General features: G+C 39.8%; 18 protein-coding genes. 11 read left to right on the top strand and 7 right to left on the bottom strand.

Annotation, left to right across the window (positions count from 1 at the left end; all coding sequences use genetic code 11):
* Nucleotides 1-2 precede the first annotated feature (2 nt).
* Complete coding sequence (serA, locus tag B155_RS0105255; protein ID WP_018127200.1) at nucleotides 3-1,592, top strand: phosphoglycerate dehydrogenase; 1,590 nt, start codon at nucleotides 3-5, stop codon at nucleotides 1,590-1,592.
* Here serA and mnmC2 read toward each other — a convergent pair.
* Both mnmC2 and B155_RS0105245 read right to left on the bottom strand, forming a co-directional pair.
* Nucleotides 1,585-2,361, bottom strand: a complete 777-nt coding sequence (gene mnmC2, locus B155_RS0105250; RefSeq protein ID WP_018127199.1) for a tRNA (5-methylaminomethyl-2-thiouridine)(34)-methyltransferase MnmC2 — start codon at nucleotides 2,359-2,361, stop codon at nucleotides 1,585-1,587. The genes serA and mnmC2 overlap by 8 nt on opposite strands.
* Nucleotides 2,354-3,610, bottom strand: coding sequence for a DUF4097 family beta strand repeat-containing protein (locus tag B155_RS0105245; protein ID WP_018127198.1), 1,257 nt, complete (start codon nucleotides 3,608-3,610; stop codon nucleotides 2,354-2,356). The genes mnmC2 and B155_RS0105245 overlap by 8 nt, the downstream gene beginning before the upstream one ends.
* 112 nt (nucleotides 3,611-3,722) lie before the next feature.
* Here B155_RS0105245 and B155_RS0105240 point away from each other — a divergent pair, with 112 nt between their 5' ends.
* Together B155_RS0105240 and B155_RS0105235 are read left to right on the top strand one after the other, a co-directional pair.
* Nucleotides 3,723-4,907, top strand: coding sequence for a M20 metallopeptidase family protein (locus tag B155_RS0105240; RefSeq protein ID WP_018127197.1), 1,185 nt, complete (start codon nucleotides 3,723-3,725; stop codon nucleotides 4,905-4,907).
* Nucleotides 4,908-4,910: 3 nt separating this feature from the next.
* Nucleotides 4,911-6,026, top strand: a complete 1,116-nt coding sequence (locus B155_RS0105235) for an NAD(P)/FAD-dependent oxidoreductase (RefSeq protein ID WP_018127196.1) — start codon at nucleotides 4,911-4,913, stop codon at nucleotides 6,024-6,026.
* Here the strand turns inward: B155_RS0105235 and B155_RS0105230 are convergent.
* On the bottom strand, nucleotides 6,007-6,660 hold the full coding sequence (locus tag B155_RS0105230) for an NUDIX hydrolase (protein ID WP_018127195.1): 654 nt from the start codon (nucleotides 6,658-6,660) through the stop codon (nucleotides 6,007-6,009). The genes B155_RS0105235 and B155_RS0105230 overlap by 20 nt on opposite strands.
* A 184-nt stretch (nucleotides 6,661-6,844) precedes the next feature.
* Between B155_RS0105230 and B155_RS0105225 the strand changes: the two genes are divergently transcribed.
* The 5 genes from B155_RS0105225 to B155_RS0105205 are packed head-to-tail and all read left to right on the top strand — an operon-like array spanning nucleotide 6,845 to nucleotide 11,274.
* Entirely contained in the window at nucleotides 6,845-7,840 is a 996-nt protein-coding gene (locus B155_RS0105225) for an adenosine kinase (RefSeq protein WP_018127194.1), read from the top strand.
* Nucleotides 7,837-8,100, top strand: a complete 264-nt coding sequence (locus B155_RS0105220) for a PQ-loop domain-containing transporter (protein WP_018127193.1) — start codon at nucleotides 7,837-7,839, stop codon at nucleotides 8,098-8,100. Before B155_RS0105225 ends, B155_RS0105220 begins: the two co-directional genes overlap by 4 nt.
* Nucleotides 8,090-8,683, top strand: coding sequence for an RdgB/HAM1 family non-canonical purine NTP pyrophosphatase (gene rdgB / locus B155_RS0105215; protein ID WP_018127192.1), 594 nt, complete (start codon nucleotides 8,090-8,092; stop codon nucleotides 8,681-8,683). Before B155_RS0105220 ends, rdgB begins: the two co-directional genes overlap by 11 nt.
* A gap of 52 nt (nucleotides 8,684-8,735) precedes the next feature.
* A complete protein-coding gene (locus tag B155_RS0105210; protein ID WP_018127191.1) occupies nucleotides 8,736-9,707 on the top strand; it encodes an isoaspartyl peptidase/L-asparaginase family protein in 972 nt (323 codons plus the stop codon).
* 10 nt (nucleotides 9,708-9,717) lie between these two features.
* Nucleotides 9,718-11,274, top strand: coding sequence for a sodium:solute symporter (locus B155_RS0105205; RefSeq protein WP_018127190.1), 1,557 nt, complete (start codon nucleotides 9,718-9,720; stop codon nucleotides 11,272-11,274).
* Between the two features lie 55 nt (nucleotides 11,275-11,329).
* On the opposite strand, the gene clpB is transcribed toward B155_RS0105205, so the two are convergent.
* Nucleotides 11,330-13,975, bottom strand: coding sequence for an ATP-dependent chaperone ClpB (gene clpB, locus B155_RS0105200; RefSeq protein ID WP_018127189.1), 2,646 nt, complete (start codon nucleotides 13,973-13,975; stop codon nucleotides 11,330-11,332).
* A 170-nt stretch (nucleotides 13,976-14,145) separates the two neighbouring features.
* Here clpB and B155_RS0105195 point away from each other — a divergent pair, with 170 nt between their 5' ends.
* The gene (locus tag B155_RS0105195) at nucleotides 14,146-15,573 is read left to right on the top strand and encodes a hypothetical protein (protein ID WP_018127188.1); all 1,428 of its coding nucleotides are present in this window, start codon (nucleotides 14,146-14,148) and stop codon (nucleotides 15,571-15,573) included.
* A 342-nt stretch (nucleotides 15,574-15,915) separates the two neighbouring features.
* Here the strand turns inward: B155_RS0105195 and B155_RS0105190 are convergent, their stop codons facing one another.
* The 3 genes from B155_RS0105190 to B155_RS0105180 form a co-directional block, all read right to left on the bottom strand.
* A complete protein-coding gene (locus tag B155_RS0105190; protein ID WP_040368243.1) occupies nucleotides 15,916-17,400 on the bottom strand; it encodes a Do family serine endopeptidase in 1,485 nt (494 codons plus the stop codon).
* Between the two features lie 150 nt (nucleotides 17,401-17,550).
* Nucleotides 17,551-17,979, bottom strand: a complete 429-nt coding sequence (locus tag B155_RS0105185; RefSeq protein ID WP_018127186.1) for an Hsp20/alpha crystallin family protein — start codon at nucleotides 17,977-17,979, stop codon at nucleotides 17,551-17,553.
* Between the two features lie 264 nt (nucleotides 17,980-18,243).
* Nucleotides 18,244-19,602 (bottom strand): 3-deoxy-7-phosphoheptulonate synthase class II, encoded by a 1,359-nt coding sequence (locus B155_RS0105180; protein WP_018127185.1) that lies wholly within the window; start codon nucleotides 19,600-19,602, stop codon nucleotides 18,244-18,246.
* 123 nt (nucleotides 19,603-19,725) lie between these two features.
* Here B155_RS0105180 and B155_RS0105175 point away from each other — a divergent pair, with 123 nt between their 5' ends.
* Nucleotides 19,726-21,030 carry an adenylate/guanylate cyclase domain-containing protein gene (locus tag B155_RS0105175; RefSeq protein WP_018127184.1) on the top strand — a complete coding sequence of 435 codons (1,305 nt, stop codon included), beginning with the start codon at nucleotides 19,726-19,728 and terminating at the stop codon, nucleotides 21,028-21,030.
* Nucleotides 21,031-21,106: 76 nt separating this feature from the next.
* Complete coding sequence (uvrA, locus tag B155_RS0105170; RefSeq protein WP_018127183.1) at nucleotides 21,107-23,959, top strand: excinuclease ABC subunit UvrA; 2,853 nt, start codon at nucleotides 21,107-21,109, stop codon at nucleotides 23,957-23,959.
* Nucleotides 23,960-24,021 lie beyond the last annotated feature (62 nt).

Raw genomic sequence — 24,021 nt, 5'->3', positions numbered from 1 at the left:
CTATGTCATATAAAGTTCTACTCCTCGATAATGTAGACCCAATTTGCGGAAATATATTTAATCAACGAGGGGTAGACGCTCATCAGCCCGGTAAATTAACGGAGGATGAGTTAAAGGCATGTATCGGTGAATACGACGCCATGGTAGTACGAAGTGCAACTACCATCACTGCAGATTTACTCAATCACGCTACAAATCTAAAGGTAATTGGTAGGGCAGGCGTGGGTGTTGATAACATCGATATCAAAGCTGCTACATCGAAGGGTATTCTTGTAATGAATACTCCCGATGGTAACACCATTTCTACAGCAGAACATACGTGTGGAATGCTTATAGCATTGGCCCGAAATATTCCTACAGCTGTAGCAACGGTAAAAGCGGGAGGTTGGGATCGTAAGAAGTACATGGGCACTGAGGTGCATGGAAAAACCTTGGGGATTGTTGGTCTAGGTAAAATTGGATCGGAAGTTGCTCGAAGAATGATTGCATTTGGTATGGAAATCATAGCCTATGATCCTTTTTCAACCCATGAACATGCCAATGAAATTGGAGCCAAATTAGTTGAATTAGATGAACTACTTGGGCAAGCTGACTTCTTAACGGTTCATACTCCGCTTACAGAAAAAACGAGGGGGCTGGTTTCACTTGTAAATGCTGACCGTATTAAAAAAGGGATGAAACTAGTTAATTGTGCTCGTGGAGGAATCTTCACTGAAGAAGACTTACCAAAACTGTTAGACATTGGAGTTCTAGGAGGTGTAGCCCTTGACGTATATACACAAGAACCACCAACTGAGGAAGTGTATACATACTTAAAGCATCCATCTATTATTTGTACACCGCACTTAGGTGCTTCAACAGAAGAAGCTCAGGAAAAAGTAGCCGAACAAATAGCTTCACAGATTACAGATGCGCTTGAAAATAAGAATTATAAAGGAAGCATTAATGGCAAGTCTATAGCTTTGCTTACTAACACCGAAGTACAGCCATATTTAGAGTTAGCAGAGCGATTAGGCACTCTAGCAATGCAGTTATCCCCAAATCATGCAAGTACTTTAGAATTTGAATACTCAGGAGATTGTGCTCGATTCGCAGATGTACTCACCGATGGTATTCTAAAAGGTATGCTTTCGAATTATGTTGATGATACCGTGAACCTAATCAATGCACGTTATTACGCCGACGAGCGTGGATTGAATATCAAAGAAGTGACTACAGCCAAGGGTAAAACGTTTAATGACTTAGTAACCATTCGTTTTGAAAAAGAATCGGACTACCAAAGTATTTCAGCGGCCGTTTTTGGGAGCAACGATTATCGCATCGTTCAGATCAATGAATATGGAATCGAGCTTCGTTTAGAAGGAGATATTTTGCTTTATCAGAACCAAGATGTGCCAGGAATGTTGGCTTCAGTAAGTGGGGCACTAGCTGCAAATAACATTAATATTGGTGCATTAGGATTGGGTAGATCTGAAAAAGGCTCGAGTGCTATAACCGCCTTGAATGTAGATAAAGTCTTGGAAGATCAAGAAGTGCAGAACATCGCTGGTTTAGAAGGAATTCGAAACCTAAGATATATCAGCTTTAGCTGAAATCACCGTCTTTATATCTCTGAATGAGTTTCTCCTCATTCACACGTTTGAACGGAACTAGATTATCTTCGGATGTAGAGGCGATGGTCATTTCTCGCTTTCCCAAAGCACCTCGGGTTTTGGCAACATACCACCCTGCATAAGCCATGGCTGCTCGGGCTTTACTTGCTGCACAGTAAGTAGTTAGAGTACATGTAGGTGCAGAAAAGCTTTTTAAAGTCTCAAATGTATTGGATGTCCACAATTCATCGTTCACTTCAGGAGAGAATGGATCATGAAAAATGAAACTAGCTGCTACTTCATTGAACTGGAATTGGCTAAATGGGCCATAATACACATGAAGAAACACATCTAAGTCAGGAAGTAGTTTAAAGCTATTCATTCCCGCTTTTAGAGATTTAAAAACATCGGTTAGCAAAGGAGTGAGTAACGTGTGATGTTCTAAATCAGAAAAGTCGAATTGTGCTGCCGTATCAGAAGTAATGGGAAAAGCTTCAACAGTGTAAAAATGAATGGTAGAGGTTGATTCAGCTTCTAAACAATAGTTAAGTAAAAGTAGAAAATTTAGACCTGTTCCAAAGCCTACTTCAAGCACATTAAAATCTTGATGGTCTTGGATGCATTGCACCACCCCAGAGGTTTCAAAGAAAACCTGTTTGCTTTCGGATAAAGCCCCATTAGGGTTATGGTAGTATTGATCGAAGGCTTCTGAATAAAGAGTAGTAGATCCATCTTTTGTAGTATGGATCCGATTATTTTGTTCAGTCATTTTGGCTTATAAGAACAGTTCCATATCCAGTCTTAATATTTACTTCTGGCCCACCGTCTGCAATTTTGCCCACCAATCGCTGTTTTTTTCGGTCGCCAGAAAATGAGAAGCCAGAATGTAGATCAATTTTAGTAGCTGTAATATCCAGATTTGCTGAACTGTTTAATGGAATATGTAATTCAATTTGGCCAGCACCATTTTCAATATTTACATCAGCGTTTAGCTCATTTAACTGAAGAAAAATGGGGCCACCACCTGAAATTACCGAAACCTGCCCTCTAGTTTCAGTGGCTTTAATATTACCCCCGGTAGTTTTCATTACTAGAGCACCTGCAAAATTATCAACTATCAGATGACCTCCTAAAGATTCTAAGGTCATCGTGCCTTCCGAGTCGTTTAAGGTAATACGCCCACCTTCAGTTAAAGCCGTCGTTACACCATCAATATCTTTTAGTCTGATATTCCCACCAAGAGTATGAAGGTTGTGCTTTCCAGAGATGAAGTCCATCTCAATATGGCCACCGGCTGTATATCCAGTAATGTTGGTATTAATAGGAACAGTTAAAGTGGTTTGCAACTGAATATTAGGAGACTCAATACCTTGATTTAAGTTGAGGTCGATATTTAGTGCTTCTTTTTCAACAATTATTGTCGATTGAATAAGCTCGTCTAGATAATCTGTATTGTCGATTTGACCTGAAGCATTAATACTGATGGATGCTTTTTCAGTATCTTTACCCTGAATAATAAGCGACCCGCTTTGAGTAAGAAGGCGTGCATTTTTAAGTGTAGTAGCGTCGAATTCCTCTGTAAAAGTATAAACACCAGAGGAGATTTCGCTCCACTCACCTTTTCTAACTTTATATTCTTTATTGATTCGAATTAAGCCTTCTTCAAAATTAAATTCGATCTTGATGTCTTCTTTTTCTAGCTCTGCTAATACTTTGTCGAACTCTGCTTTTAATTCATCATTGGTTTCTTTGGGAATAAGTGCTGAAAGCTTTCTGAGTTTATCTAGATCCGCCATGGAATCTAAATTTTTGAATTCCTCCATGCTTTGAGCATCGGAAAAATCATCCACATCTATGGTAAATGAAGGGTTGGGGATATGTGGAGGCATAGGAGGTTTAGGTGGCTCCTGCAAGGTGTACTGATCATGAGTTTTTGAATCATTTTTGTTGGTAATAAATACTGCAACAAAAAAAAGAAAAAGCCCTGCAACAATGATTTCCCAAGATCTAGATTTCATGTCCTTCGTTTTAAAATATTAGTGCCGGTTACCTACGAACCTTAACCTCTAAAGTTACACATTAGAAATTTAAACCGTATTATTGGATTTACTACGAAATTAGATAGATAAAATGCACGCACGAATAAAAGAATTAGCTCTGAAATATTTCCAAGAAATGGTGGGTACCCGGAAATATCTTCATCAGCATCCAGAATTGAGTTACCAAGAATTTGAAACTACCAAGTACATAAAATCTCGGTTAGACGATCTGGGCATTCCTTACGAGAGTCCACTAGAAACAGGGTGTGTGGGCATTATTGAAGGAGCTAAGAAATCTGATCGCGTAATTGCACTTCGAGCTGATATTGATGCTCTACCCATTCAAGAAGAAGGGGATTTTAAAAAAGAGTTTTATTCGAAAGTAGAAGGAGTGGCTCATTGCTGTGGTCATGATGCACACACCTCAAATTTATTAGGTGTGGCTACCATTTTGATGGAGCTTCGTGACGAAATAGAGGGGCGAGTACTACTCGTATTTCAACCAGGTGAAGAGCGTTTGCCTGGAGGTGGTAAGCTTTTATGTGAGACTGGTTATTTGCAATCACAGAATGTAAGCGCCGTGTATGGTTTACATACTTCGCCAAGTCATGCTCCGGGAACGGTAGCAACTCGAGTTGGACCCCTTATGGCAAGTCCTGATGAAATCGAAATTGAGATAATTGGGAAAGGAGGGCATGCAGCGCGTGCTCATGAAGCTATAGACCCAATTGTATTAGCTTCCCAATTCGTTAGTGGCGTGCAAAGCATCATTAGTAGAAATGTTGATCCAACAGAATCAGCGGTTATTACTATTGGTAAAATTGAAGGAGGGACTACCTATAACATCATTCCTGAAAGTGTGAAGATGTTGGGCACGGTGCGAACTTTCAGCAAATCCACTAAAAAATTAATCGAGCAAAAACTCGAAGCCTTGTTGAAAGGTATCACTGAAGCAGCTGGTGGCAGTTATACCTTTAAATTTAAACAAGGGTACCCAGCAGTAATTAATTCAGAGCAAGAAGCGCTTAATGTACTTGAGCAAACAAATGCTTTGTTCGGGGAAGATGCAGTTATTGATTTGGAACGCCCAAGTATGGCTGGCGAAGACTTCGCCTTCTATCAAGAGCATTTTCCAGGAGCATTTTTCTTTGTAGGTAGTGGAAGTGAAGAATCCGATTCTACCTATGTGTGGCATCACCCAAAATACAATGTGGATGATCGTTTCTTCTTAACGGCAGCCCCACTCATGGCTTCATTAGTATTAAATACAAAGTAACCGATGACAGGGCAAAACAGATCGTATTGGGAAGAAGAGCTCTATAATCAAAAATATGATGTGGTCATCATAGGGGCGGGACTTACCGGTATGTCGGCTGCTTATTTTTATAAACTCAATCAGCCCAATAAAAAAGTACTGGTGCTAGATCGTGGCATTTTCCCCATAGGAGCAAGTACACGCAATGCTGGATTTGCTTGCATCGGTAGTGTGGGGGAGTTGAAGAGTGATCTTGAGTTAGAAGATAAGTCGGCCGTAATGCAAAGAGTGAAAAGCCGATATGCTGGGCTAAACCTTCTTCGAGAGACCATTGGTGATGAAAATATGGACTACGGTAGTGTAGGCGGTTGGGAGATTTTCACAGAGCAAAGCGAGTATGACCAAGTGGCGGAGTTTGTGCCTCAATTAAATGAGTGGATGGAACAAACTATTGGAGAAGAAGAGGTTTATAAGCTTGGAGAGTATCAGGGGTATAAAGGGATTTTCAATAGAGTTGAAGGGCTTTTACATCCCGGGAAGGCATTAAAAACACTTCATCAAAAAGCAATTAATGTAGGGGTGGAGTTTCGTTGGGAAACAGAAGTGAATGCTATCTCAGAAGATCGAAAATCAATTAGCTTAGCTAATGATTGGATTATAGCATGCGAACAATTACTAGTGGCAACGAATGCCTTCAGTAAAAATCTTTTGCCAGATCTAGAAGTAACTCCAGGTAGAGGATATGTATTCATCACAAAGCCAATAGACCACTTATCTTGGAAAGGCACCTTCCACGTGGATGAAGGGTATATTTATTTTAGAAATCTAGGGGAAGACAGATTGTTGTTGGGTGGAGCACGGAATCAAGCTAAAAGTGAAGAAGAGACCGTGAATTTTGGAATCAATCCATCCATTAAAGCTCATTTAATTGAGTTTGCCAATGATGTACTCCAATTACCGAATGGTTGGAAAATCGACCGTGAGTGGTCGGGAATTATGGGTTTCACTCCATCAAAAGCTTATAAGCTAGAGCCTATAGGTGATCAAGCTTTTATTGCCGTTGGTTTAAGTGGAATGGGGGTTGCTTTAGGTATGCAATTGGGCAGAGATGTCGCTAAGCTTATGAGGCAGAATGGTTAATGTGCGAATGAAATTCTCGATATATTTCAACGAATTCACTTAACATCATCGCGGTTGCACCCCAAAGTGGTACTTCATGTACTTCCCATAATGGCACTTTATAGTTTATTTCTCGCAGGTTCCAATCTTCAGTTCTATTGATTTCATCTTTCAAAAACATCGAAATTGGAACTGTAAAAATTTCATCTACTTCGTTAGGGTTTGCACAAAACTCTTGTTCAGAATGAAGGAAGCCTACAATAGGGGTTACTAAATGCTCTGAATGGTTAATATACAATGGCGATAAGCTACCTATTGTTTCTACATTATCCATTTGTAAGCCAATTTCTTCATGGGCTTCGCGAATGGCTGTTTCCTCAAAACTTTCATCACCTTCACGCCCTCCGCCAGGAAAGCTGATTTGCCCAGCGTGCTTTATACCTGATGCTCTTAGGGTAAATATGATTTCAAGTTCATCCTTCCAAGTAATTATGGGAACAAGAACACTGCTATTCCTAAAATTCTGGTCTTTCGGAGAATAAGCAAGCCTTCCAGATTTTTCATGTTCTGGAATAGGACGCATTAAATTTTGAGCGTTTGCTCCTGGTAGAGATTGTTGCAGCCGTTGAATTAAAAAAGTCTTGAAATCTTTCATGGTGAGGAAAGTAACAAAACTGAATTAAGATTAGTTGTTCTTTTTAAGGTTTTAGCAAACAAGATTAGTACCCCACTTTCTATTAAATATTCGTACTTTTAGAGGTTCGAGAAACGGAACGGAATGGTATTCACGCCCACCTCGGTTTGAGTCAAAAGATTATTAATTGAACGATTATTTAAATATGACAAAGAAATACAACGTCTACGGAATTGGAAATGCTTTAGTAGATATCGATGTAGAAGTTAAAGAAGAGTTTTTGAACGAGCATGGTATTGCTAAAGGGCTTATGACTTTAGTAGACGAAGAGACACAGTTTCAGTTGTTGGGAGCTATCAACAATAAGAGTGTTGGTAAAAAGTCAGGTGGTTCTGCGGCTAATACTGTAATGGCGGTGTCTCAATTCGGCGGCAAAGCATTTTACTCCTGTAAAGTAGCTAACGATGAGTTCGGCGATTTTTACTTGAATGATTTGTCGAATGCTGGAATTGCAACCAACCTCGACAACGCTGATCGTGAGGATGGAATTACTGGTAAGTGCCTAGTGATGGTTACAGACGATGCCGACCGTACCATGAATACTTATTTAGGCATTACGACGTCTTTGTCTGTTGCAGAGGTTAATGAAGAAGCCATTAAAGCTTCAGAGTATGTTTATTTAGAAGGTTACCTCGTTGCATCGCCAACTGCTTTTGAAGCGATGAAGCTTACCAAAAAAATCGCTGAAGAGAATGGCGTTAAAACGTCTATTACACTTTCAGATCCGTCAATAGTAGAAGGATTTAAAGCTCCATTTAGAGAAGTGATTGGTGATAGTGTTGACTTATTATTCTGTAATGAAGAAGAAGCGATGGTATTTACAGAGTCATCAGATGTGATGGATGCTCGTGAAAAGCTAAAAGAAGTAGCTAAGCGATTTGTTATTACCCAAGGTAAAAACGGGGCTATGATTTTTGACGGCGATACCTTTGTTGATATCGAGCCATACCAAGTAAATGCTGTTGATACCAACGGAGCAGGCGATATGTTTGCAGGTACATTTTTATATGGAATCACCAATGGCCATAGCTATGCCGGCTCAGGTAAATTAGCTAGTCTTGCATCTTCAAAAGTCGTTTCTCAATTCGGTCCAAGACTCAGTAATACCGCTATTCAAGATATTTTGAAGGATATGCGATGAGTGGAATTGAAATTTTAGGCTGGACGGGTTTTGCAATCCTGATAGGGGCTTGGATCCCTCAGACACTTCAAACCATTAAGGCAGGTAAAACGGACATAAGCCTCGCGTTTATTTTGATGTATGTTTCTTCAAGTTTATTACTCACAGTTCATTCTGTGCTCATAAACGAACTAGTTTACATCGTCTTGAATGGGATGTTAACCGTAGGAAGTGCCATTAATCTTTACTATAAATTATTTCCGAGAAAAGATGCTGAATAGAGTCATACTCGCCACTAGAAATAAAAATAAAATTGAAGAGATGAGAGCCATTTTGGCTCCGCTTGGTATCGAATTAGTATCAGCCTTAGATATCCCTGATTTAGTAGATGTAGTTGAAGATCAAGATACCTTAGAAGGCAATGCACTTAAAAAAGCACGATATGTAAATAAGGTTACTGGAATACCAGCACTTTCTGATGACACAGGGCTAGAAGTGGAAGCATTGGATGGAGCACCTGGAGTCTATTCAGCGCGATACGCAGGGGAAGATGCTACTTATAATGACAATGTGATGAAGCTATTAGGGGCCTTGTCGGATGAGAAGAATAGAAGTGCCCAATTCAGAACAGTAATTGCCTTAGTGGATGATGATAAAGAGTATACTTTTGATGGCATTTGTGAAGGAGATATCACTCTAGATAAAAGGGGTGAAAATGGTTTTGGGTACGATCCGGTGTTTCAGCCAACAGGTTATGAAAAGACCTTTGCGGAATTAGATGCGGCAATCAAAAACAATATTAGCCATAGAGGAAGGGCTGTTCAGGCGTTTATTGAGTTTTTAAAAGACGCAGAATTGGATTAAAGGTGTAGTTCAGTTAGCTTGCCCAAATATTGAGGGTAAGTTTATTAAGGTTATGGATAGAAGAAAGTTTTTAAAGACAGGGTTGTTGGGGGGAGTACCATTTCTAACAAATGGCTGCGATTCTATAGATACAATAAAAATATCGAAGCCCATTGTGATTGCAACATGGCACACATCCGATGATGCCAATGAAGCGGCCTGGGATGTGTTAGAATCAGGCGGATATGCTTTAGATGCAGTAGAGGCAGGGGTAAAAGTAGAGGAAGCAGATCCTAATAATATGACCGTTGGTTATGGGGGAAGACCTGATCGCGAAGGCAATGTAACGCTTGATGCATGTATTATGGATGAAAAAGGCGATTGCGGTGCCGTGGTTTTTTTAAAGGATATCATGCATCCTATTTCTGTTGCTAGAAAGGTGATGGAAGAAACACCGCATATCATGTTAGCTGGTGAAGGCGCAAAGCAATTCGCATTAGAGCAAGGGTTTGAAGCGCAAAATCTATTAACGCCCAAAGCTGAACAAGCATGGCAGAAGTGGCTTAAAACTTCAGAATATAAGCCGGTAGTGAATATCGAAAATCATGATACTATTGGGATGCTCGCCTTAGATAAAGAAGGCAGACTTAGTGGCGCTTGTACTACAAGTGGTGCGGCTTGGAAAATGCACGGTAGAGTTGGAGATTCACCTATCATAGGGGCAGGTCTATTTATTGACCCAGAAGTAGGTGCAGCGTGCGCAACAGGCTTAGGGGAAGAAGTTGTGAAAACAGCAGGTAGTGCTTTGATCGTGGAACTTATGAGACAAGGAAGCACCCCAGAAGAAGCCTGTAAGGAAGCAGCTCAAAGAATAGTTGATAGGAATAAAAGAGAAAATCGAAGTTTAAAAAACACTCAAGTAGGATATATTGCTCTCAATAAAAATGGAGCCTATGGGGCTTATGGAATTCAAAAAGGTTTTAATTGTAGAGTGTACAATACCGAAGTAGGAAACCAAAGAATTGATGCAAAACATTTGATCTGATTACATATTCATGACCACAGGATTTACGCTACTTGATTACACCGTTTTAGTATTATATCTGATAGGAATTGCTGTTTTAGGATTGCGAGCATCTGGCAAGCAGACTTCAACAAGAGATTATTTTTTAGGAGGAGAAGGCATCCCGTGGTGGGCAGTTTTATTTTCAGTAGTGGCCACAGAAACTAGTACTCTTACCTTTATAAGTATACCTGCCGTAGCTTATGGCGGGAACCTCACTTTTCTTCAAATCACAATTGGATATGCCCTTGGTAGAATAGTAGTAGCACTGCTATTCCTTCCAAAATACTATGAAGGCGAGATGTATACAGCCTATCAGTTCTTGGAAAAACGATTTGGAGCTACCATGCGTAATGTGACCAGTTCTACTTTTATGGTTACACGATTATTGGCGGATGGAGTTCGTTTGTTTGCAACGGCTATACCACTAGCTATTATACTTCGATTAGGCGGTGCATTCATTGGCTGGGGCGATTTAGAACTATATCTCCTTTCTATATCTGTGATTTCTGTAATCACCTTGGTTTACACCTTTTTTGGGGGAATTAAAGCAGTTGTATGGATGGATGTAGTTCAGATGGGAATATACTTAGGGGGTGCAGTAATCGCGATGTTTGTGTTACTCAATAAACTACCTGATGGTTGGAATACCGTAAGTGCCTTCGCAGAGGAAGGGAATAAATTCCAGATTTTTAGAACCGGCTTTGACTTAAGTTTTGCCGATTTCATCGCGCAGCCATATACGATAATAACGGCTGTGATAGGGGGCGCGGTGTTCTCGTTAGCTTCGCATGGAACCGATCAGTTATTAGTTCAGCGATTACTGGCGACGGGTAATTTAAAGTCAGGCCAAAAGGCATTGATGTGGAGCGGATTGGTAGTGATGTTTCAATTTGCGCTATTTTTAGTAGTAGGTTTAATGCTATTCGCTTTCTATGAAGGCGTGACATTTACCGAGCTTGGCTTGGCTACCAATGATGAGATTTTCGCGAAATTTATAGTAGAGCAGCTTCCCGCAGGTATTTCTGGCTTAATCGTAGCGGCACTCTTTGCTGCAGCCATGAGTAGCCTTAGTTCATCGTTAAATTCGTTAGCATCTGCAACTACCTACGACCTGTATAAGCCGTACTTCGGTAAACAGAACACCGATGCGGATGATTTAAAGACGTCTCGTATTATCACATTAGTTTGGGGCGTAATCTTAACAGGTTCTGCATTTCTATTTGCGGTACTTCAACTGCAAGCGGGTGAGAGGCCAACGGTAGTTGAGCTCGGGTTAGGTATTGCTTCGTACACCTATGGTGGGTTATTAGGAGCTTTTGGTTTAGGGATGCTGTCCTCAAAAGCTAACTCGAAAGATGCTGTGATTGGTTTTTTTACTGGCTTAGTGGTGCTACTCTTCTTAGTAAAAGGGCCAGTACAGAATATTCTTCCAGGCGAAGGTCTCGCAATCGCATGGCCTCTATATACCCTAGTAGGAAGTTTGGTTGTAATTGGGGTAGGGATGACTTCTTCTAAGTTATTTGGGCAATCATCGACAAAAAAATAGGGATAGAAACGAAATTTCTATCCCTTTAAAGCTTTACTCAAAGTAAAATATCAGCTCATTTTGATTTTTCTTCTGCCCACTTCTCCGGATCATTCACCACTTCTGCGAAATCAATTCCGTCTTTTGCCGCATTAATGGTAGCTTCATATTCTATGGGTTCATCTGAATCACGCATAATTAGCTGTGTGGCTAGTTTATTGGTGATGTTCTGTTGAATCACACGTTTTAGAGGACGAGCACCGTATACAGGATCGTAACCTCTTATAGCTAACCAATCCTTTACCCCTTCAGGTATATGAAGCGTCACTTTATTCTTGGCTAAAAGTTGATGCACACGTCTTAATTGTATGTCTACAATTGATCGAATATGCGACTTTCCAAGGGGGTGGAATACAATCGTATCATCCACACGGTTTAGGAACTCTGGACGTATAGTTTTCTTGAGTTGGTCTATTAACTGCTCTTGTAGTTTTGCATACTGTTCCTCATCAAGCTCACCACCTGATTTCTCCATTTCATTCACAATGAGATGTGAACCGATATTACTAGTCATGATGATTATAGTATTCTTGAAGTCGACCGTAACGCCTTTGTTGTCGGTTAATCGGCCTTCATCTAATACTTGTAGTAGGATGTTAAACACATCTGGATGTGCCTTTTCAATTTCATCAAGTAGCACAACAGAATATGGATGACGGCGCACAGCTTCGGTTAACTGTCCACCTTCATCATAGCCTACATAGCCTGGAGGCGCTCCAACCAATCGGCTTACACTATGCTTTTCCATGTATTCACTCATATCGATGCGAATCATCGCATTCTGATCATTGAATAAGAATTCTGCTAATGAACGGGCTAACTCAGTTTTACCAACACCTGTAGATCCCAAGAAAAAGAAAGAGCCTATGGGTCGTTCTTCATCTTGTAAACCAGCGCGTGAGCGGCGCACGGCGTTTGATACTGCTTCAATAGCGTTATCTTGGCCTATTACTCGTTTGTGTAACTCTTCTTCAAGAAGGAGTAATTTTTGGCGTTCACTTTGAAGCATGCGTTTAACTGGGATACCCGTCCAGCGTGCCACGATGTCTGCGATATCTTCAGCATCTACCTCTTCTTTGAGTAGTGCTTTGGAATTTTGCATTTCGTCGAGCTTTGCTTTGGTTTGCTCGAGGTCTTTTTCCAATTGTGTGATGGTGCCATATCGTAACTCAGCTACTTTTTCATAATTGCCTTGGCGTTCCGCTTTATCGGCTTCGTTACGGCTGGTTTCGATGGCTTGCTTAAGTTCACGTGCTCTTTGAATAGTATCTCTTTCCTGTTCCCATTGAACACGCATAGTACTTCGTTGCTCTTCAAGGTCCGCAAGCTCTTTCTCAATCCCTTTAATTTTGCCCTTATCTTTTTCACGCTTTAAAGCCTCACGCTCAATTTCGAGCTGCCTAATTTGGCGTTCGATGCCATCTAGCTCTTCAGGAAGAGAATCAATTTGCAGCCTTAACCGTGATGCTGATTCGTCTATTAAATCGATAGCTTTATCGGGTAAAAAACGATCAGCTATATATCGATGAGAGAGTTCAGCAGCAGCTACAATAGCGGAATCAGTAATACGAACCCCATGATGAACTTCGTAGCGCTCTTGAAGTCCACGAAGAATAGAAACGGTGTCTTCAATGGAAGGCTCACCAACTAAAACGGTTTGTAAGCGGCGTTCAAGAGCTTTGTCTTTCTCAATGTACTTTCGATACTCATCTAAGGTAGTAGCACCGATGGCATGCATTTCTCCACGAGCAAGAGCTGGCTTTAGAATATTAGCCGCATCCATGGCACCTTCTGTAGCACCTGCACCAACTAAGGTGTGAATCTCGTCAATAAAGAGAATGAGTTCACCATCCGAATCAGTGACTTCCTTTACTACTGCTTTGAGTCGCTCTTCAAATTCGCCTCTAAACTTTGTTCCTGCCACCAACGCGCCCATATCTAAGGCTACAATTCGTTTAGATTTTAAGCCTTCAGGTACATCTCCTCGTACAATTCGCAACGCCATACCTTCGGCAATTGCTGTTTTACCAACACCAGGTTCACCAATTAAAACCGGGTTATTCTTTGTGCGGCGAGTAAGAATTTGCATCACTCTCCGTATTTCTTGGTCGCGACCAATTACAGGGTCTAATTTGTTCTTTTCAGCCAGTTCGTTTAAATCACGAGCATATTTTTTTAGAGCAGCATATCTACTTTCAGCGTTGGGATCATCTACGGTCTGATTTCCCCTAACTTCTTTTAGAACCTTCAGGATGTTTTCTTTTGTACAGCCTTGGTCTTTTAAGAGCGAGCCAATAGCTGATTTTGTCTCAGACATCCCTATTAGAATGTGTTCAGAGCTAATATATTCATCGCCTAATGCTGTAGCTTCTTTTTGAGCTTTATCAAAAGCTTCTTTAGAAGTAACTGATAAGTACTGCCCTGATACTGATGCACCTTGAACTTTGGGAAGTCGTTGTAACTCAGCATCTACAACTTGCTCCACGCTAGTTACATTAGCTCCTAGCTTATTTAGAAGTGTAACCACAACATTGTCGTTGTCTACCAAAAAGGCTTTTAAAATATGAGCCGGTTCGAGGGCTTGATTATTCAAAGATTGAGCAAGTTCCAAGGCTTGCTGAATAGTCTCTTGAGCTTTTAATGTGTATTTGTTCAAATTCATAATCCGTCCTTTATATTAATTCCATAAGGCTTAAGTCCAAAATCGTGCCAAAAAAATGGGCTGACTTAATAGCAGATGGGGAAGGATTTTTATCACATTGATATGCTATAAAATGTTAGAACGTGTAAAATCATATTTGTTTAAATCGTTAATAAAAGGGGACACATAGCATGTATAAAAAGCTACTATCAATCATTGGGTTAGTAATTATAAGTTCAATTCCAATCAAAGCTCAAGTAAGTACGGGCTTTACAAATCCGGATGACTTTCAATATTTGCTGGATTATAGGCTTCCAGATTGGGGGTATACAAATTTTTCTATTAGAACGGGTAGTATAGGCACAAATGGAAGGTATAGTTGGAGCAAGGAAATAAATGATAATCCTACCATTTCAAATAATGAGAATGATGTTTCAAATCGAATTTTCAACCTCAATGTAATTCCAACTTTCCAACTCTATAAAGAAAGTGAACAAAGAGTCTTTTCGCTAAATACATTTACAGAGCTTTCTCGCAATACGTTAAGGTATAAGCAAGAAAGTGAGAATATGAGCGGTGGCATAGAGCAAAGCCGTTTAAACAAAAATAACGCTATAAGAACGGTATTAGCTGCTGAAAATAATTATTACCTATCAAGTAATTCGTTTCTAATCACTAATCTATATTCAGAAATCCAATGGTCTAAACAAGTTCAAGATATAGACAGCAACGGTAGTTCAACTATTGATGAGGAAGAGTTAAATAGAACTATCATAGTAAGGCCACAAATAGGAATTGGCGTTGGAAGAATTCGAAATGTAACACCCGTAATTCGAGCCTTAAGGATGAATGAAAGGTTTAAAGCGTTGGGTAATGAATCATTTGCTCGAGAAGAGATTTTAAATTCAGCGGAATACTTCGCAAGGTTTCAAGGGTATCAGGTTACAAAAGATCGCTTTCTGAAATCATTTTGGGGTGACATGAATAGAGCAACTAATGGGAAGCTCGATCAAGTAGGGGCATTCGATATATTTTATCTAAATGATGTATTTAATGAGAGTTTAGGCAATCGTTTCGAAGGATATGAAGCATATTTAAGTCTTGATTACTCTTATATGAATCAACTATCCAAAGAAAATGATGAGATAGCTAATATTGAAAATAGGGTGTCTACTACAAGTCGTTCAGCTTCAGTAAATCTAAATTATGATTGGTATAAAAACCTCGATTTATATCATCAATTCGCCTTACATGCAAAGAATGTATGGATGTTTCCCTTAGAGGAATCTGATGTATATAACTGGATGAATGAAACAGCCGTTGAAGCAGAATGGCTTTGGAATTTCGCCGATAGATTTCAGCTTAATTCATCATTAGTGAATAGCGTGACTTTGGCAAACCAAAAGGATACTAGTGTGAACAAAGATTATATTTATGCTTCACGACTTAATTCCAATTTCTATTATTTCATTGAGAATAAAGTGGCCTTAAATGTGGGGGTGTCTCTGTTGTATAGAAATGATAATACTGATTATGACACTCGTGAGTTATCCCTGAAAAATTTTAATTGGGGTATCAATGCAGGGATAAGCTATTATTTCAATCAGAATTTGTTTTAATAAAAAAACCCAGGCCGTATCAGGGACTGGGTTTTGGTTTTTCGGGGTACAATAATTGGGTCATTCTTTTATAGTTCATCGGGTTTTATTTGTTTCCGATTCTTATAAAAAACTCCAATTCACTATTACTACTATATGCCTTATTAGGCGACATAGCTCTCAAAAACTTGTACTAAAGAGCATATTAAACTTCAGTAATTACTCTTTTCGTTGTAATGATTTGTAAAGAGAAGGGTTTTAGTGTTTTTTTAAGCATAAGGTTCTGAAATAGTTAAAAAATAAAGCCTCTTTTATTCCTAAAAGAGGCTTTATGGTATGGAGTTATATTAGAGTTAGGGGATCTTACAGTTCAAAGGCTATATACTGCTTAACACCTCTTTGCATAACTGTGAGTAGCACAACTTCGTCGCCACTTTTCGAGATCTTCTCTAACTCATCAAAGAATTCAGTTTCCGTTTTAACTTTGTTTCTCTTTACAGCAGTAATAACGTCTCCTTTTCGGAGTCCACGCTCATATGCGTTACTACTTTGTTTGATATTAGTAACCACAATTCCATCAACATCTGAATCTAATTGGAGCTGACGACGGAAGTTGTCTGTTAGGTCGCTAACATTAAACCCAATTTTTTCTTCCATCGACTCAACCTTTGCAGGCTCAGTAGTTGCAAACATCTCTTCTTCACGTTCACCAAGAGTAACTTGAATAGTTTTGGAATCTTCATCACGAAGGATGCCTAGTTCTACTTTCTCACCTGGTTTCATAGTTCCAATTTTGGATCTAAACATGGTCCAGTTGGTTACTTTCTCACCGTCTATTGAAACCACTACGTCTTGCTCTTGTAATCCAGCTTTTGCTGCAGGGCCGTCTTCTTCTACTCGAGCTACAATAAACCCGCGAGCGTCATCGATGCCAAGTGCTTTTGCCATGGTGCGATCAACTTCGCCACCAAAGTATAATCCTAGGTAACCTCTTGATACTTCACCGTCATCAACAAGATCATCCATAATTCGTTTGGCTAAATTAATTGGGATGGCGAAGCCGATACCGTCGTTTCCACCAGATCGTGAGGCTATAGCAGAATTTATGCCGACAAGCTCTCCATTCATATCAATGAGTGCACCACCAGAATTCCCAGGGTTGATAGCTGCATCTGTTTGAATGAAATCTTCAAAGCCAGTGCCTTGTCCAATTAAACCAATGGAACGTTGTTTCGCAGATACAATTCCAAATGAAACGGTATGAGCTAGGTTTTCACTCAGTGGGCTACCAATTGCCAACACAAATGAACCAACTTTTAAGTCATCGCTATTTCCAAGTTTAACGGTGGGCAAATTTTCTATATCAACCTTTAAAACAGCGATATCGGTTGCCGGATCAGCTCCCACAAGTTCTGCCTTTATAGATTCACCATTATAAAGTTGTACCTCTATTTCATCTACATCGGCAATTACATGGTTGTTGGTGATGATATAGCCCTCATCAGATACAATCACACCAGAACCTAGCCCGCGTTGAGTGTATTCACGAGTCTCTGAATCTCCACCATAGGGGTTCCCAAAGAATTGTGAAAATGGGTTTTGCATAACTCTTCGCTGCTGCACCTTTTCAGTGGTTATCATCACAACAGCAGGGTTGGTCTTCTCAGCGATGTCCACAATTGCATCGTTGAAATCTTTAAATGAGTTAACCGGGCGGTTTTCTGCAGAAGTGACATCGGTATCATAACTGGGTAGCTTTATGGTATTACTGTCGGTGATCTCATTAACTCCAAGCATCACCAATATGGCGGCTGCTACTCCAAAAATGTTTCTTATTGTATTATTCATAGGTCTATTCTTGATGTTCGATTGAATTACTGTTGCTACAACGAAAGCAGCTTTGAATATTGTATGTTGATACAATTTGGAATTAAAAAAGCCGGAGTTGCTTTCACACAACTCCGACATCACTAACTAATATTTATGGGATTTGAAGGGTTAGTTTATTTGAATCTTCTTCTTAACCTTTTCTTCTTTTTTCTCGATGGTGATATTTAATAAGCCATCTTCATATTGGGCATTAATGCTCTCTTCGTTTATACTATCTGGGAGATAGAATGAACGGGAGAACTTGCCGTATTTGGTTTCTACACGGTGGTAGTTTTTAGCGTTTTCTTCATTCTGAAATTTACGCTCACCGCTTATGGTTAAACGACCATTATCTAATTCGATATTTATATCATCTTTCTTAATACCTGGTAGTTCAGCTGAAATTTCAAACGAAGCGTCATTTTCAGCTACATCAACATTAGGCATGAATGAATCAGATTTATAGTTCAAACTTCCGTTGAACATTTCATCTACGATGTCATTAAAGTTTTTGGAGAATAGATCTGTGTTTGGTCTCTGATATTTAATAAGTGCCATAATTGGAACCTCTCTGATTTGATTTTGTTTATTTGATCATCAATTTCAGTTCCATTTTTACAAGCTTAATGCCAATTGAATTTTTGCGAAAGTATCTGTCAGCTTTGCAAAAGTAGCGTGAATTTTTTTCAGCCTGTTATGAATGTGGCATTAAGAATGACAGAGCAGAGTTGACGAGGAGTCAGAGCCGTTGACAAAATTGACAGATAAAAAAAAGCCCCATACAATTGTAAGGGGCTTTGATCAAAATATGGATGGTGAAAATCAGAAATAACTTTGTTTCCACTCTTTGGCAATAAGAAATGCGAGCTCTAAACTCTGCTCATAATTCAAACGAGGATCACAGAATGTTTCGTAGTTCGTAGATAGTCCAGATTCATTCAAACCTTTGGCTCCTCCTACACATTCAGTTACATTATCCCCTGTCATTTCTAAATGAACTCCACCTAAGTAGCTTCCCTCTGCACGGTGAATGGCAAAGGCCGACTTAATCTCTTCAAGAATATGGTCAAAGTTGCGAGTTTTTAGAGATGTATCCGTAGCGAAAGTATTTCCATGCATAGGATCAGAACTCCAAACCACTGGGAGTCCTTCTTTTCGAACGGCTTGAATAAGTGGAGGAAGTCCATTTTCAATCTCTTCTTTTCCAAAACGGGTAATAAGAACAATCTTACCACTTTCATGGGTAGGGTTTAAGGTCTCGATTAACCTGATGGTTTCATCAACTTCGAATGGAGTCCCTACCTTGATGCCAATTGGATTTTGAATGCCTCGTAGATATTCCACATGAGCCCCTTCAAGTTCACGCGTTCGGTTACCCACCCAAACCATATGTGCACTCAGATTAAAGAATCCCGTTTTTCTAGGAACTTCACGCGTTTGAGCAGCATCGTAATATAAGTTCAATGCTTCATGTGAAGTGTAAAAATCAGCTTTTTGCAAGCTATTTACGCGAGTTGGGGCTATCGATTCCATAAAACGCACAGCTTTTGTAATCGATTCTACCATAGCCTCGTATTCAGCGTAATATTTATTATTCAGCATGAAATCGAGTTCCCATTGCTCTGGATGGCGTAAATCAGCAAAGCCTTCATCGGCAAGAGCACGCAAGAAATTTATAGTAAGCCCTGCTTTATGATATCCTTCTATTAAGCGTTCTGGGTCTGGGATTCGGGCTTCTTCAGTAGCTTCGTAACGGTTGATAAGATCCCCACGGTAACTGTATATCTTTTTGTCGCCTACTTGCTCAAAATCGCTTGATCGGGGCTTAGCATACTGCCCGGCAATACGTCCAATTCTATGTACAGGCACTCCCATCTCATGAATCAATATGAAACTCATCTGGAGCATCACCTTCAACATGTTCACAATTTTAGGGGAGGTAGTAGCATCAAAACTCTCTGCACAATCTCCACCTTGGAGTAAAAAGCTTTTACCCATTGAGACTTCAGCTAACTTGCTCTTAAGGGCCTCAATTTCCCATGAAGTTACAAGAGGGGGGAGTTTTGTTAGCTTATTATAACTTTCGGTTAAGTGTTCCTGATTAGGGTATTCAGGAAGTTGCTTAATCGGCTTGTCTTTCCAAGAAGTTGGGTTCCAGTGCTGTTTCAAAGTGTTTTGCATGCTATGAGAGTTTGAGGCGGCATAAGTTATAAGAATTTATGGGAGGATGCTCTCTAAAAATTCCCTAATTATAGGATATATAATATATAGGTATATTAGCAGCGCAATAAATCAGTAGACAATATGCTTGGTACAAAATCAAAAATTTTGGTGGTCGATGATTACCCTGCATTGGTTACTCTTACCCGCCATAAGTTGATACATAAAGGGTTTGATGTTATCACGGCACCAAATGGAGAGGAAGCCCTATCATTAGTTCGTTCTGAATATCCCGATCTTGTGATTAGTGATGTTGAGATGCCACTAATGGATGGCTATGAGCTGTGTAGTAAAATCAAGAATGACAGCCGTTTACACCAGATTCCAGTGATTTTGGTTACCTCTATGGTTACCACCGATTCTTTAATGAAAGGAATATCGGCTGGAGCTGATAACTATCTTACCAAGCCCTATGATGATGAAACGTTATTTAGCAAAATTGATGAATTGCTAAATAACCCAGTAAAGCCCTTTACTGACCGAGAAATGATCAATGTAGCCATTGATAATAAAAATTATAACATCAAGGCTGATTACACGCATTTAGTTAATTTATTAGTATCCACCTACAAAAATACTTTAGCACAAAACAGAGAACTTGAGAATATTAAGCAGCAGCTTAGATCTATAAATCAAGAATTGGAGCTCTCGAAAAACGAGCATGAAGATCTGCTTCAAAATGTATTTCCGAAAAAGATTGCGGATAGTTTATTAGCCTATGGTACGGTTACGCCAGAGCGATATGAAGATGTAACTATAATGTTCACTGATTTTGACGGCTTCAGTAAAGTAGTACCAGATTTAAGTCCTGAAAAATTGATCAATAGCTTAACACATTACTTTGATCAATTCGATAATTATGCGGAAGAGCACAATTTGATTAAGATTAAGACCATTGGCGATAGCTATATGGCGGTAGGGGGACTTCCTGATCGTAATGAAACCCATCCTATTGATGTTGTTCTAGCTGCTTTGAAGATGAAATACTTTATGGATAATGCGAAGCATAGTCTCAATTCATCAATTCCTCATTTCCCACTTCGTATTGGTATTCATACTGGTGAGTCGGTAGTTGGTGTGATTGGTAAGAAAAGATTCGCATACGACATCTGGGGTTCAGCCGTAAATTTAGCTTCCAGAATGGAGCAAAATGCAGATACTAATTACATCAATATTTCTGAAGCTACATACGAGCGTGTGAAAGAATTCTTTGAATGCGAAACGCGTGGTGAAATTGAAGCTAAGAACATGGGCAAAGTACCTATGTATTACCTAAAGAGAATTAAGGAAGAATATTCTGAAGATGTAGATGGCGTATTCCCTAATCGTTTATTCGTTCGCCAATATAATATGATGACTAGAACTAGCAACTCTCAGGTTGGTTCGTAGAATTAATTTGAATGAAGGTTTTGTGTAATCTGTTGCTTATACTTTAAGTTGGCTTGAACCTCAAATAAACAGACCATTGCAGCAGAATATTGTAGTTCGTGGCGCTCGAGAACACAACCTCAAAAACTTTGATATAGATATACCTCGTGATGAATTAGTGGTTATCACAGGCTTATCAGGTTCGGGAAAATCCTCATTAGCATTCGATACTATTTACGCTGAAGGCCAACGCCGTTTTTTGGAGTCCCTTTCGGCCTATGCTCGCCAGTTCCTTGGAATGATGGAACGACCAGCCGTTGATTTCATCGATGGACTCTCACCTGTTATTTCCATTGATCAAAAAACCACCAATCGAAATCCACGTTCTACGGTTGGAACCGTTACTGAAATCTATGACTTCCTTCGATTGCTCTATGCACGTGTAGGTGTGCCATACTCGTATGTTTCGGGAAATGTGATGGAGAAACAATCGGCGGAACAAGTGGTAGCTGCCGTAATGGCCATGCCTGAAGGAACCAAAGCATACTGTTTAGCCCCGGTAGTAAGAGGTAGAAAAGGGCATTACCGCGAGTTATTTGAGCAAACTATAAAGCAAGGCTTTTTAAGTGCGCGTGTTGACGGAGAGCTAGTTGAGCTTGAAAAAGGGATGAAACTAGATCGATATAAAACCCACAATATAGAAGTGGTGGTAGATCGATTCGTGATTTCACCGAAAAGTGAGAAGAGAATTTCAGAAAGTATTCGCTTAGCGCTTGAAATGGCGGATGGAAATGTAATACTCGCCGTTAAAGACAAAGAAGGATTTAACGATCGGCTATTCTCTCAAAAGTTATTTGATGCTGAAAGTGGGTTAGCCTACGAAGACCCTGCACCCAATCTTTTTTCTTTCAACTCACCATATGGTGCCTGTTCTAGTTGTGATGGTTTAGGCCATACGTATGATGTGAGTTGGGACCTCCTAGTTCCAAATCGGGATCAATCGGTTGCAGAAGGCGGAATTCGGTTTCTTGGAGCACCCCGTGATGTATTCGTATTCAAGCAATTGAAAGCAGTTCTAGAATCAGTTAATCTAGACTTTGAAACTCCTCTAAAAAAATACCCCGAGGAAGTATTTGACTTACTGATGAATGGTGGTGGTGATACCAAATTCTCAGTGAGCTACGATTTTAAAGACAATAGTGTAACCTATAAACATAAGTTTGAAGGTTTGCGCAAAATGATTGTCGATCAATACGAGAATAGTAAGTCGCCCAAGCAACGGGAGAAAGCAAAAGCATACATGAGTAAAGTAGTATGCCCTAGTTGCAATGGTGGTAGGTTAAATAAAGAAGCTCTTTCCTACAAAATTGATGATTACAATATCCATGACCTAGTGAAAATGGACATTGATGGGCTTCGAAATACCCTATACAATATCAATTTAACAGAGCGTCAGCAGCTTATTGGTAGCCAAGTATTAAAAGAAGTACGAGACCGTCTCGACTTTTTGCTGAATGTGGGGCTTGATTACCTGAATTTAGATCGAGAAGCACAGACATTGAGTGGTGGAGAAGCGCAACGTATTCGATTAGCTACTCAAATTGGTACACAGCTAGTAGGCGTACTTTACATTTTAGATGAACCAAGTATAGGGCTGCATCAGCGAGATAATATTAAGCTCATCAAATCACTGGAAATGCTTCGTGACTTAGGCAACAGTGTATTGGTAGTGGAGCATGATAGAGAAACCATTGAGCATGCTGATTTTGTGATTGATTTAGGGCCTGGAGCTGGTGTTAACGGAGGTCATATTGTATCAGCTGGGAAGCCAGAAGAATTGACTGAAGATTCAATGACGGCTCGTTTCTTGAAGGACTTGGAACTCATTGAAGTTCCAAATGAATACAGAAAAGGAAGTGGTAAGAAGCTAAGTATTAAGAATGCTCGAGGTCATAATCTGAAGAATGTAGATCTTGAGATTCCATTGGGTACATTCATTTCAGTAACAGGTGTAAGTGGTAGCGGCAAGAGTTCACTTATCAATCAAACGTTGGTGCCAACGCTATCGAATCATTTCTATAAATCGAAAAGTGTACCACTTCCATTCGACACGATTGAAGGTTTAGATAACATAGATAAGATTATTTCAATTGATCAGAGTCCTATTGGTAGAACTCCTCGTTCAAATCCAGGGACCTATACTAAAGTGTTTGATCACATAAGAAGATTGTTTGCCGAACTACCGGAGGCAAAGATTCGTGGATATGATCAAGGTCGTTTTTCGTTTAATGTGAAAGGCGGTAGGTGTGAGACCTGCCAAGGCGATGGTGTTCGTAAAATTGAAATGAATTTCTTGCCAGATGTTTATGTGACGTGTGAAACTTGTAATGGGAAGCGCTATAACCGTGAAACTCTGGAAATCTATTACAAGAGTAAAAACATTTCAGATGTACTTGAAATGCCTGTGTCTGATGCTGCTGAATTCTTCAGTGCACAACCAACTATTAGTCGAATATTAAAAACATTAACCTCTGTAGGCTTAGGGTATTTAACCTTAGGGCAGTCGAGTACGACCTTAAGTGGTGGGGAAGCACAGCGCATTAAGTTAGCTAGAGAGTTATCAAAAATTGGTACAGGAGATACACTGTATGTAATGGATGAGCCTACTACAGGGCTTCATTTCCAAGATGTTCGAATGTTGGTGAATGTGATACAACAGCTTGTGGATAAGGGAAACACCGTGATGGTGATAGAGCATAACTTAGACCTTATTAAAGCCTCAGACTGGGTAATTGATTTAGGTCCTGAAGGAGGCCGAGGTGGTGGTGAAATCATCGCGGAAGGTACTCCTAAAGAGGTGTCGAACATTGAGCATTCTCACACAGGAAGGTTCTTAAAGCAAGAATTCGATCGTTTAGAAAAAGCGAGTGAGCTTGTAGAGACGGATTAAAAGTCTGCATTTGTTAGAATGCAAAACTTAATTGATTGAGTAGATCATAGTTTTATATATTG

The organism is Balneola vulgaris DSM 17893, from assembly GCF_000375465.1.
Lineage (GTDB): Bacteria > Bacteroidota > Rhodothermia > Balneolales > Balneolaceae > Balneola > Balneola vulgaris.
The sequence above is the reverse complement of the archived record's forward strand: the minus strand, read 5'-3'. Positions and strand labels throughout refer to the sequence as shown.